Genomic DNA, 12,057 nt, shown 5'->3' on the forward strand with positions numbered 1-12,057 from the left:
CCCATCCGGAAGACCCGCCAGCTGACACCGCGCCTCGAGCAGCGCATCCACCACAGCCGTCTCCGTCGACGACTGACGATGCGCTTCCTGCTCCGACTGCGATGCCACGATAACCTCCCCCAAGATCACCACCAGCCTAGCAGTGGACCGGGTCAAGAACCAGCTATTGACCAGGGATTGTGGAGAAACATCGAAACTAGGTTCTATACCGCACGAACCACAAGAGAACCCCAGGTGGTGAAGCCAATCGACACGATCCGCACTCCTCGAGCCCAGTGAACGTGTTCACTGAACCCGTTCACTGTAAGCTCCACCTATGTCGAGCACACGCGCGGAGATCAAGACGCACACTCAGGCTCGCGTGCTCGACGCTGCCGAGCAGATCTTCCAGGAGGAAGGGTTCGCTGGAGCCAGCATCCGCGGTATCGCCAAGTCCGCGGGCGTGAGCACCGGAACCGTCATCTCGGTGGGCGACAAGAACACGCTGCTCGTGCGAGTCTTCGATCGCCTCATCGAAGCCGAGCACGACCGTGATGCAGCGGGTGGGAACGTCGACTCGGTGACGACTCGACCAAGGCGGCTCCCTGGTGTCGAATCTCGTGCCCCGGGCACGGGCACCTGTTCAGACCGCCTGGTGGCTCTGGCCGCCCCGTTTGTCGCCGTCTTCATGCGGAATGACGACCTCGCCCGCGTCTATGCGTCGATCCTCGTCTCCGGCGGTCACTCCTCGAGTCTCTTCTCGGAGCTCGCGGCGCGACTCACCGAGGAGTTCCGCTCCGTGATCACGGAGCGAGGCTGCACGCCGCGCTCGCAAGCCGCCCAGAAAGCCGGCGCCCTGTACTTCGCCTACGTCGGCCTGCTCTTCACAGCCTCAGCCCGCCGCGCCTCCGACCCCGCGGGTCTTGCCGCGGATCTCCACCGCGCGTTCGCCGCGATCTGCACCTGCACGGAGTGACGATGACACTTCTCCCCGACCCGTGGTGGCCAACGATCGTGTTGGCTGTCGTCATCGCCGCCGACGCTGGGATGTCGCTCAAGCCGCCCGGGATCATCCGAGATTGCCTTGACCGGGTGCGCTTCCCGCGTGACTGGTGGTGGACGCTCATCGTCATCAAGCTGACTGCCGCGACCGGCCTCGTGGCGGGCCTCTGGGTTCCGGGCGTTGCTCTCGCGGCGAACGTGGGCGTCGTCGCGTACTTCGCGTGCGCCGCGGTCGCACACGTGCGAGCGCGCTTCCTCGGCCAGTCGTTCTGGCTCAACTGCCTTGGGCTGCTCGCTCTCGCTCTCGTGGTGCCGGTCGTCTCGCTCTAGCTGTCCGTGGAACGCTTCGCCGGGCAGAGGATGCTGCTCGGCTGGTTCCCTCCGACGCCACGGCGCACCTGATGCTCCGAATAGGGGTGTCCGCAGTCGCGGCAGGCGGATGGTGCGCGCACGGGGTCGGTACGTGCGACTCCCCCGGTCCCCACCTGGGCGGGGCCCATGAATGGGAAGAGTGCCTGGTTGATTCGGTTCCACCAACCCGGTTGACCCTTGTAGGGGTTCGGGAGTCTGTCGTTCGGCATGTTGTTAGTGTACTAACTATTCGTAGGCTTGTCGCCTCGGCTAGTCTGGACGCGTGGACCTCCTCGCCCTCGACAAGCAACTCTGCTTCGCCCTCGCTGCTGCGAGCAGGAGCGTCATCTCGCTGTACCGCCCGATCCTCGAGCCCCTCGGCCTCACTCACCCCCAATACCTCGTGATGCTGGGCCTCTGGGAGGACGACGGGCAGACCCTCGGTCAACTGGCGAGAGCGCTGCACCTCGAACCGGCAACCCTGAGCCCGCTCGTGAAGCGACTCGAAGCATCGGGCCTCATCACGCGAAACCGGCGGCCAGCGGATGAGCGCGCTGTCGAGATCCGACTCACGGACGCGGGGCGCGCGCTCAGGCTGCAAGCGGAAGAAGTCCCAGTCAAGGTCGTTGCCGAGCTCGGCTGGAGCATCCCCGAACTCGAGGCGCTCAAGGACACGCTCACGCAGCTGCTGGCCGACTCCACGTCCGCTCGAAGCGACCGAGGCGCAGGCGGTCGCCAGGCGTGCGCTGACGCCCGCCTGCGGGCCTGAATCCGAGCGGCTGGCCCGTCCCAGCTGCTAGGCCATGCTCGCGCGCCAGTACTGGGGCGCTACGAACGCTTCCTGCCCGTCCCCTAGCTCGACCGCGGCATGGACCGGCCAGTTCGGGTTGGCGAGCGCCGCACGGCCGATCGTGATGCCATCGGCGTCACCGGCCACGAGGATCGCCTCAGCGTGGCGTGCATCCGTGATCTGGCCGACTGCCGTCACGAACGTGCCCTCGCGCGGCAGCGCCTCGCGTACGGCGCGTGCGAGCGTCACCTGATACCCCGGGCCGACCGGCCCCGTGAAGGCGCCGATGCCGCCACTCGACAGATCGAAGACGGTGACGCCGAGTTCGTGCACGCGCTTCGCGAGCTCGACGGTCTCATCGATGGTCCAACCGCCTTCGATCCAGTCCTCGCCCGAGAAGCGGATCGCGAGCGGCTTCTCGGCAGGCCAGTTGCGTCGCACCTCGCGCACGACCTCGAGAGCGAAGCGGATGCGGTTCTCGAAGGAGCCGCCGTACTCGTCGTCTCGCTCGTTCGAGCGCGGTGAGAGAAATTCGTGCAGCAGGTAGCCGTGCGCCGCGTGGATCTGCAGCGCGTCGAAGCCGGCCGCGTCCGCTCGCCGCGCCGCGACGCCCCAGGCGCTCACGAGTCCGCTGATCTGCCCGATGGTGAGGGCTTCCGGCGGGGTCAGGCCGAGCGCCTCGTTGCTCGAGGGTGCCTCCGCCGTCCACCCGCCTTCATCCGCTGGGACCCGGCCGCGCTGCGTATCGGGCAGTGCAGGATACGTGGACGCCTTCCCTCCGGCGTGCGCGAGCTGGATGCCGGCCGCCGCGCCCTGCGCGTGGATGAACTCCACGATCGGGCGCCATGCCTCCGTATGCTCGTCGCTCCAGATGCCCGCGTCCTCTGGGGAGATGCGTCCCTCTGGGACGATCGCGGTCGCCTCTGTCCAGACCAGCCCGAAGCCTCCGCTGGCCCGCGCGCCGAGGTGCACCAGCTGCCAGGAGGTCGGCAGGCCGTCCCGTTCGGTGACGGAGTACTGGCACATGGGAGCGAGGAATGTGGCGTTGCGCAGCGGCAGGCCGTCGCCTGCGACGCTCGGGAGGGTGATCGGTGACAGGAGACGGCTCATGCTGACCTTTCGGCTCGGGGTACACGCAGTCCAACCGGGAGTGCGCCGCGGATGTTCCCGGCGCGGGTCAGCTCAGGTACCCCTTGACCCACCTGGTCATCGACTCGAAGGCCTTGGCTCGCACGTCCGGCGCCGACAGCAGCACGTCGTGCAGCGCACCGTCCAGGCGTCGGACCGTCACGGTCTCGCCGAGGTTGAGTGAGCGTCTGGCGATGTCATCGACGCGAAGCACCGAGTCTGTCCTGCGCATCGCATCGTGCCAGATCGGCGACAGGGTGCTGCGGGCCGACAGCAGCGTCAGGACCGGTGCCTTGATGTCGAGACCGACAGCCACGGCGGCGTGGCCGGCGAGGATCGCGTTGAGCCAACCGGCGCGGACCGTGAAGCTCGGCGTCGGGCGCCAGCGGTCGTCGAACTCCCACTCGCCACCGAGCTCCTTCTTGACCGCCCGTGTGTAGAAGCCGAAGTCGACGTTGTTGAAGGTGTCCGTGGGCCGCAGCTGGGCGGCGAGGGTCATGAGCGGCGTCAGCGCCGTGCGCACCGCGGCGCGCGTCTGCAGCTCAAGCCACGGGCTGTTCAGGATGAGCGCATTCGCGCGGCCAGGGTGCCGGTCGGCCCAGAGGCTCAGCGTGAGGCCACCCGTGGAGTGGCCGATCAGGATGAGCGGGTGACGTCCTCGACGGTGTCCACCTGGCCCATGGCCCATGATCTCGAGCGCGCGGTCGAGCTCCTCGTCGTAGGTGGCGAGGTCGGTGACGAATCCCGGTGTCTGGTGGTCTCGGAGGCTTCTCCCGTACTTGCGGAGATCGAGTGCGAAGAATCGTGCTCCCTCGCCTGCCCAGTAGTGGGCGTGGTGCTTCTGGAAGAAGTAATCCGACCAGCCATGGACGTACAGGACGTCGGCACCTCGCGCGGCACCTCGCGCGAACGGGTCCGCTCTCGGGCCGCGGACGAGAGTCGCGAGCACCTCGCCCTCCTGGTCGGGCTTGAGGGGCAGGTCGAGCGCGGAGAATCCGGCACCGAGGATGTCGGGACGCCACGCCGTTGCAGCGTCGAGTGACGCAGTGTCATCCAAATGGGTGGGGCCCTGCACTGGACTCACGTCGCGCTCCCCGTGTCTGACTTCGGCATGGTGAAACGATACTCGCCCGGGCCATCGCGGGACGCGGGGAGACAGCAAGAGGCCGGACAGCACCTCGGTGCTGTCCGGCCTCTCCGCATCTCGCTGGGGTCAGCGGGTGTGCTTGCCCTCGTACGCGGGGACGACGCGGTCGTCGTCGACGCCCACGCGGTGCACGCGGAGGTCGTTGGTGGTGCCCGCACGTCCCGGCGGCATACCGGCCACGACCACGACGACGTCGCCGGCCTGGGCGAGGCCGTTCTCGATGAGGTACTTGTCGACCTGCCCGATCATCTCGTCCGTGTGGGTGACGCGGTCGACGATCGCCGCCGTGACGCCCCAGTAGAGGTTCATGCGGCGCGCGATGTGCGGGCTCGGCGTGAATCCGAGCACGGGGATCTCGGTGCGCAGGCGAGCCATGCGGCGCACGGAGTCACCGGACTCCGTGAACACGCAGTAGTACTTTGCCTTGAGGAACTCGCCGACCTCGGATGCGGCGAGAGTGATCGCGCCGCCCTGCGTGAAGGGCTTCGTGCCCAGCGGCGGGATGCGGTCGAGGCCGTGCGTCTCGGTCGACTCGATGATGCGCGCCATGGTGCGCACCGCCTCGATCGGGAACGCGCCGACGCTCGTCTCACCTGACAGCATGAGCGCGTCGGCACCGTCGAGGACGGCGTTCGCGCAGTCGGAGGCCTCCGCGCGGGTGGGGCGCGGGTTCTCGATCATCGTCTCGAGCATCTGCGTCGCGACGATGACGGGCTTCGCCCAGCGGCGGGCCTGCTGGATCGCGTTCTTCTGCACGATCGGGACCTGCTCGAGGGGAAGCTCCACGCCGAGGTCGCCGCGGGCGACCATGATGCCGTCGAACGCGTCGACGATCTCGTTGAGGTTCTCGACGGCCTGCGGCTTCTCGATCTTCGCGATCACGGGAAGGCGGATGCCCTCCTCGTCCATGATCGCGTGCACGCGGTTGATGTCCTCGGCCGAGCGCACGAAGGAGAGGGCGATGATGTCGGCGCCGATGCGCAGACCCCAGCGGAGGTCGTCCTCGTCCTTCTCCGACAGGGCAGGCACGTTCACGGCGACGCCCGGCAGGTTGATGCCCTTGTTGTTCGAGACCTTGCCAGGCACCTCGACGCGGGTCGTGACGGTCACCCCGTCGGTCTCCACGACGCGCACGAGCACCTTGCCGTCGTCGATGAGCAGCGGGTCGCCGGGCTTCACGTCGGTGGGCAGGCCCTTGTAGGTCGTGCCCACGAGCTCCTTCGTACCTGGCACGTCCTTGGAGGTGATCTTGAAGATGTCCCCGACCGCGAGATCGTGCGGGCCGTCCTCGAACTTCTCGAGACGGATCTTCGGGCCCTGCAGGTCGACGAGGATCGCGACGGGAACACCGAGCTCCTCGGCCGCATCCCGGACGAGCTTGTAGTTGTCGGTGTGCACGGTGTGGTCACCGTGGCTGAGGTTGAAGCGCGTGACGTTGACGCCAGCGGCGATGAGGGCGCGGATCCCTTCAGGGGTGTTGACGGCTGGTCCGAGGGTGGCGACGATCTTCGCTCTACGGCTCATGCATATCTCCGGTTCGTCGAGACTGAGGTGCGCCTTGCGGCGCGTGGTGGCGGATTCAGAGCGAGATCGCGCGCTCGGTGGCGAGGATCGGCTCGGGAAGTTCCGTCGACTGTTCAAGATACCGGTCGACGGAGGCCGCCGCCGCACGTCCCTCTGCGATGGCCCAGACGATGAGCGACTGCCCTCGTCCCGCGTCGCCCGCGACGAAGACGCCGGGCAGCTCTGTCTCGTACTCGGCGGTGCGGTCGAGGGCACCGCGCGAGGTGAACGGAAGCTGGAGCTGCGGCTCGATCGTGTGCCGCTCCGGTCCCGTGAAGCCCATGGCGAGCAGCACGAGGTCGGCGGGCAGTTCCCGCTCGGTTCCCGCCTTCGGGCCGCGCGAGCCATCCGCGCGGAACTCGGTCTCCGCGAGGCGGATCGCGCGCACGCGTCCGGACTCGTCGCCAATGAACTCGACCGTCGATGCCTGGAACGCTCGCTCGCCGCCCTCCTCGTGCGAGGTGGAGACCTCGAACAGCGTCGGCGTCGTCGGCCAGGGCTGGTGCGCCGGGCGCTCTGTCGGTGGCTCCTTGCCGATGGCGAGGTTCGTGACCGAAGCGGCGCCCTGGCGGTGCGACGTGCCGATGCAGTCGGCTCCCGTGTCACCACCGCCGATGACGATGACGTGCTTGTCCTCCGCGTGGATCTGCGAGGCGAGGTCGTCACCCGCGACCACGCGGTTCGACTGCGTGAGGAAGTCCATCGCGTAGTGGACGCCCTTGAGCTCACGTCCGGGGACGGGGAGGTCGCGCGGGACCATGGCGCCCGTGCAGACCACGACGGCGTCGTAGCGCTGGCGCAGGTTGTCCCACGTGATGTCCCGGCCGATCTCGATGCCGGTGCGGAACCGAGTGCCCTCCGCACGCATCTGCGAGAGGCGGGCGTCGAGGACGGACTTCTCCATCTTGAAGTCCGGGATGCCGTAGCGCAGGAGTCCGCCGATGCGGTCGTCGCGCTCGAAGACGGCGACCGTGTGGCCCGCGCGCGTCAGCTGCTGGGCGGCGGCGAGGCCGGCTGGGCCCGAGCCGACGACCGCGACCGTCTTGCCCGTGAGGCGCTCGGGCGGGTGCGGGCGCACGTTGCCCTCGGCGAACGCGGTGTCTGCGATCGACTGCTCGACGCGCTTGATCGTCACGGCCGGCTGGTTGATGCCGAGCACGCACGACGACTCGCACGGAGCCGGGCACAGGCGGCCCGTGAACTCGGGGAAGTTGTTCGTGGCGTGCAGTCGCTCGCTCGCTCCGGCCATGTCGCCGCGGAATGTCAGGTCGTTCCATTCCGGGATGATGTTGCCGAGAGGGCAGCCCTGGTGGCAGAACGGAACGCCGCAGTCCATGCAGCGCCCCGCCTGCCGGCGCAGCTGGGTGGGCTCCTGCGGGTCGTAGACCTCGCTGAAGTCCATGATGCGCACTGGCACGGGACGGCGAGTCGGGAGCTCCCGCTCGCGGTTGGTGAGGAATCCTCTCGGGTCAGCCACGGGTCGCCTCCAGAATCTCGTGCCAGGTCGTGCTGTCGTCGGGGTCGCCACCGCGTTCGATGGCTGCGTTGCGGATCTCGGTGACCTTCGCGTAGTCGCGAGGGAGCACCTTCGTGAACTCCTTCGACACCGCGTCGAAGTCGTCGAGCATCTCGCGGGCCAGCTGCGAGTCTGTCTCCGTGGCATGCCGTTCGAGGATGTCGCGGAGGATGTCCGCGTCGGCGCTCGTGAGCGTCGTGAGACCGAGCTCACCCGTCGAGAGCATGTCGGGGTTGACGAGCTTGGGGTCGAGCTTGTGCACGTAGGCGATGCCGCCCGACATGCCAGCGCCGAAGTTCTTGCCGGTCTCGCCGAGGATCACGGCGAGGCCTCCCGTCATGTACTCGAGCGCGTGGTCGCCCACGGCTTCTGCGACGGCCGTCGCACCGGAGTTGCGCACGAGGAAGCGCTCGCCGACGACGCCGCTGAGGAACATCGTGCCGCTTGTCGCGCCGTAGCCGATGACGTTGCCGGCGATGACGTTCTCGTGGGACTTGAACGGCGCGCGCTCGTCAGGGCGCAGGATGATCTCCCCACCGCTGAGGCCCTTCCCGACGTAGTCGTTCGAGTCACCGACGAGGCGGATGCGGATGCCGTTCGGCAGGAACGCACCGAGCGACTGCCCGGCGGTTCCCCGCAGCTCGATGTCGATCGTGCCGGCCGGGAGTCCGTGTTCGCCGTGCCCGCGCGTCACGTGGTGGCCGAGCATCGTGCCGACGGCGCGGTCGGTGTTGATGACGTCCATCGACACCTTGACCGATTCACCGTTCTCGAGTGCCTGCTCGGCGAGCTCGAGGAGCTTCTGGTCGAAGTGCTGGTCGAGCTCGTGCTCCTGTGTGACGAGGCTGCGCGTGGGTGCGTCGCCGAACTCGTGGCCCGTGAGGACTCGGGAGAGATCGAGGCCCTCGGTCTTCCAGTGGTGCATGGCGTCGTCGACCTCGAGCAGCTCGCGCTTGCCGATGATCTCGTCGAGCGAGCGGACGCCGAGCTCCGCGAGGTACTCGCGAACCTCCTGCGCCACGAACTCGAAGAAGTTGACGACGTGGTCCGCCTGTCCCGTGTAGCGCGCTCGCAGCTCAGGGTTCTGAGTCGCGACGCCGACCGGGCACGTGTCGAGGTGGCAGACGCGCATCATGATGCAGCCGGACACGACGAGCGCGGCTGTCGCGAAGCCGAACTCCTCGGCGCCAAGCAGCGCGCCGACGATGACGTCGCGGCCCGTCTTGAGCTGCCCATCCACCTGCACGACCACTCGATCGCGGAGGCCGTTGAGCATGAGCGTCTGCTGGGTCTCGGCGAGGCCGAGCTCCCAGGGCGTTCCCGCGTGCTTGAGCGAGTTGAGCGGCGAGGCACCGGTTCCGCCGTCGTGGCCGGAGACGAGGACCACGTCGGCAAGCGCCTTCGTCACCCCGGCGGCCACTGCCCCGATGCCGTTCTCGCTCACGAGCTTCACGTGGATGCGTGCCGACGGGTTGGCCCTCTTGAGGTCGAAGATCAGCTGCTTGAGGTCTTCGATCGAGTAGATGTCGTGGTGCGGGGGCGGCGAGATGAGCCCGACGCCTGGCGTCGCGTGACGCGTGCGCGCCACCCACGGGTAGACCTTCGTCGGGGGCAGCTGCCCGCCCTCGCCCGGCTTGGCGCCCTGCGCGAGCTTGATCTGGATGTCGTCGGCGTGCGTCAGGTACATGCTCGTGACGCCGAAGCGTCCGGAGGCGACCTGCTTGATGGCGCTGCGGCGCTCCGGGTCGAGCAGACGCTCGACGTCCTCGCCGCCCTCGCCCGTGTTCGACTTGCCGCCGATGCGGTTCATCGCGATCGCGAGCGTCTCGTGCGCTTCCTTCGAGATGGAGCCGTAGCTCATCGCTCCGGTCTGGAACCGCCTGAGGATCTCTGAGGCTGGCTCGACCTCGTCGATCGGGACGGGCGGACGCTCGCCGACCTTGAGCTTGAACAGCCCGCGGAGCGTCATCGTCTCGGCCGCCTGGTCGTCGACGAGCTTCGTGTACTCCTTGAAGATGTCGTAGCGACCCTCGCGAGTGGAGTGCTGGAGGCGGAAGATCGTGTTCGGGTTGAAGAGGTGGGGCGGCCCTTCGCGCCGCCACTGGTACTCGCCGCCGATGTCGAGCGGGCGGTGCGAGGCGGGCGCGGCCTGGGCGGGGTACGCGTGGCGGTGACGCAGCTCGTTCTCGCGCGCGATGCCCTCGAGGCCCATGCCGGAGATCTTCGACGCCGTGCCCGTGAAGTACTCGCTGACGAGCTCGTTCGAGAGGCCGACGGCCTCGAAGCACTGCGCGCCCGCGTACGAGGCGACTGCCGAGATGCCCATCTTCGACATGATCTTGAGCACGCCCTTGCCGAGCGCCTTGATGAGGTTCGCGACCGCCTTCTCCTCGGTGACCCCCGTGAGCTTGCCCTGGCGGACCATGTCCTCGCAGGACTCCATGGCCAGGTAGGGGTTGACGGCGGACGCGCCGTAGCCGAGCAGGACGGCGACGTGGTGCACCTCACGCACGTCGCCCGCCTCGATGACGAGGCCGACGCGCATGCGGCGTTCGGTCCGGATCAGGTGGTGGTGCACGGCGCTCGTCATGAGCAGCGATGGGATGGGGGCGTAGTCGCGGTTCGAGTCACGGTCGGAGAGCACGAGGAAGCCCGCGCCGGCGTCGATCGCGCGATCTGCTTCCTCGCACAGCTCCTCGAGCCGCTTCCGCAGGCCCTCGACGCCGTCGTCGATTCGGTAGCAGCCGCGAAGCGTCTCGGCCGCGTCGATGCCTGGGCGCTGTTCGATGTGCTGGATCTTCGCGAGCTGGTCGTTGTCGATGACCGGGAAGTCGAGGACGACCTGGCGCGCGTGCTCGGGGCCTGCGCTCAGGAGGTTCTCCTGCGGCCCGATGCTCGTCGTGAGGCTCGTCACGACCTCCTCGCGGATCGCATCCAGCGGCGGGTTCGTGACCTGCGCGAAGTTCTGCGTGAAGTAGTCGAAGACGAGGCGCGGTCGGTCGGTGAGGATCGCGATGGGCGTGTCCGTTCCCATGGCACCGATCGGCTCAGCGCCGTTCTTCGCCATGGGGGCGAGCAGGATGCGAAGCTCCTCCTCCGTGTACCCGAACGTGCGCTGGCGGCGCTCGACGGACGCGGGGGTGTGCGTCACGTGCTCGCGCTCCGGCAGCTCCGCGAGGTTGATGCGTCCCTCGTCGAGCCAGTCGCCCCACGGCTGGAGCTCTGCGAGGTCGTGCTTGACCTCGTCGTCCTCGATGAGACGGCCCACCTCGGTGTCCACGAGGAGCACCTGGCCGGGACGCAGGCGCCCCTTGCGGATGACGGTGGCGGGGTCGAGGCTGGCGACGCCGACCTCTGAGCCGAGGACGATGAGCCCATCGGCGGTCTGGACGAAGCGGCCAGGGCGGAGGCCGTTGCGGTCGAGGGTCGCGCACACGTAGCGGCCGTCGGTGAAGGCCATGGCGGCGGGGCCGTCCCACGGCTCCATGATGAGCGAGTGGTACTCGTAGAAGTCGCGAACCTCGGCGCTCAGGTCTTCCGCGGTCTCCCACGCGGCGGGCACCATCATGTGCACGGCGTGCGAGAGGGAGCGGCCCGAGAGCGTGAGCAGCTCGAGCACCTCGTCGAAGGATGCGGAGTCGCTCGCACCCTCGGTCACGATCGGGAAGAGGTCGGAGACGTCACCGAGGATCTCGGACCGAAGCTGCGACTGGCGGGCCCGCATCCAGTTGCGGTTGCCGCGCACGGTGTTGATCTCACCGTTGTGGGCCATCATGCGCATGGGCTGCGCGAGCTGCCACGACGGGAACGTGTTGGTCGAGTAGCGAGAGTGGACGATCGCGAGCTTGGACGCGAAGCGCTCGTCGCCGAGGTCGGGGAAGAACGGCTCCAGCTGGAGCGTCGTCACCATGCCCTTGTAGGTGATCATGCGGCACGAGAGCGACATGAAGTAGACCCCGAGCGAGTGCTCGGCGCGCTTGCGCAGGCGGTAGCACTGACGGTCGAGGGACGCGCCCTTGCGGGGGTTGCCGCGGAAGTTCTGGCGCTCGCTGCGCACGTAGAGCTGCTCGATGACCGGCATCGCGGCGCGCGCGAGCTTGCCGAGCTCATCCGGCTGCACGGGGACCTCGCGCCAGCCGATGACCCGGAGGTCCTCCTCCGCCGCGAGCTTGACGATTCCGGCCTTGACGCGAGCGCGCTCGTCTGCGTCGACCGGGAGGTAGGCGTTGCCAACCGCGTAGCGTCCCTCGGCCGGAAGGTCGAATCCGCTCACCGCGCGGAAGAAGTCGTCGGGGATCTGGGTCAGGATGCCGGCGCCGTCGCCCGTTCCGGCGTCAGAGCCGACCGCGCCGCGGTGCTCCATGTGGCGGAGCGCGTCGAGCGCGTGATCGATGATGTCGTGACCCGGCGTGCCTCGCAGGGTGGCGACCATCGCGAGCCCGCAGGCGTCGCGCTCATTCGCAGGGTCATAGAGACCAGCTGCTTCTGGGTAGCCATTCGTTGGAAAGGCGGCGGAGGTCATAACTCGTCCCCTCGTCGGTGGTGCCATGGGTCGCTTGGCGGACTCGACAGAAGACTGAT

9 protein-coding genes are annotated in these 12,057 nt (G+C 68.2%); 3 read left to right on the top strand and 6 right to left on the bottom strand.

Features of this window, described 5'->3' with window-relative positions; all coding sequences use genetic code 11:
• Nucleotides 1–316 precede the first annotated feature (316 nt).
• Nucleotides 317–955: a TetR/AcrR family transcriptional regulator gene (locus C5C17_RS09920; protein ID WP_104253235.1), complete on the top strand. Its 639-nt coding sequence runs from the start codon at nt 317–319 to the stop codon at nt 953–955.
• A 2-nt stretch (nt 956–957) separates the two neighbouring features.
• Nucleotides 958–1,311, top strand: coding sequence for a DoxX family protein (locus tag C5C17_RS09925; protein ID WP_104253236.1), 354 nt, complete (start codon nt 958–960; stop codon nt 1,309–1,311).
• Here the strand turns inward: C5C17_RS09925 and C5C17_RS18360 are convergent.
• Nucleotides 1,308–1,562: a hypothetical protein gene (locus tag C5C17_RS18360; protein ID WP_146079130.1), complete on the bottom strand. Its 255-nt coding sequence runs from the start codon at nt 1,560–1,562 to the stop codon at nt 1,308–1,310. The two genes, C5C17_RS09925 and C5C17_RS18360, sit on opposite strands and share 4 nt — an antisense overlap.
• 53 nt (nt 1,563–1,615) lie before the next feature.
• Here C5C17_RS18360 and C5C17_RS09930 point away from each other — a divergent pair, with 53 nt between their 5' ends.
• Nucleotides 1,616–2,101 carry a MarR family winged helix-turn-helix transcriptional regulator gene (locus C5C17_RS09930; RefSeq protein WP_104253237.1) on the top strand — a complete coding sequence of 162 codons (486 nt, stop codon included), beginning with the start codon at nt 1,616–1,618 and terminating at the stop codon, nt 2,099–2,101.
• Between the two features lie 27 nt (nt 2,102–2,128).
• Here C5C17_RS09930 and C5C17_RS09935 read toward each other — a convergent pair whose 3' ends face one another.
• From C5C17_RS09935 to gltB, 5 genes are all read right to left on the bottom strand, one after another.
• Nucleotides 2,129–3,232: an NADH:flavin oxidoreductase/NADH oxidase gene (locus C5C17_RS09935; RefSeq protein ID WP_104253238.1), complete on the bottom strand. Its 1,104-nt coding sequence runs from the start codon at nt 3,230–3,232 to the stop codon at nt 2,129–2,131.
• Nucleotides 3,233–3,299: 67 nt separating this feature from the next.
• A complete protein-coding gene (locus C5C17_RS09940; RefSeq protein ID WP_308471311.1) occupies nt 3,300–4,334 on the bottom strand; it encodes an alpha/beta hydrolase in 1,035 nt (344 codons plus the stop codon).
• A gap of 129 nt (nt 4,335–4,463) precedes the next feature.
• Nucleotides 4,464–5,921 carry a pyruvate kinase gene (gene pyk, locus C5C17_RS09945; RefSeq protein WP_104253240.1) on the bottom strand — a complete coding sequence of 486 codons (1,458 nt, stop codon included), beginning with the start codon at nt 5,919–5,921 and terminating at the stop codon, nt 4,464–4,466.
• A gap of 55 nt (nt 5,922–5,976) precedes the next feature.
• The gene (locus C5C17_RS09950) at nt 5,977–7,437 is read right to left on the bottom strand and encodes a glutamate synthase subunit beta (RefSeq protein WP_104253241.1); all 1,461 of its coding nucleotides are present in this window, start codon (nt 7,435–7,437) and stop codon (nt 5,977–5,979) included.
• The gene (gene gltB, locus C5C17_RS09955; protein WP_219820501.1) at nt 7,430–11,998 is read right to left on the bottom strand and encodes a glutamate synthase large subunit; all 4,569 of its coding nucleotides are present in this window, start codon (nt 11,996–11,998) and stop codon (nt 7,430–7,432) included. The genes C5C17_RS09950 and gltB overlap by 8 nt, the downstream gene beginning before the upstream one ends.
• Between the last annotated feature and the right edge of the window lie 59 nt (nt 11,999–12,057).

This window comes from Pseudoclavibacter sp. RFBA6, from assembly GCF_002931575.1.
Taxonomy (GTDB): Bacteria; Actinomycetota; Actinomycetes; order Actinomycetales; family Microbacteriaceae; genus Pseudoclavibacter; species Pseudoclavibacter terrae.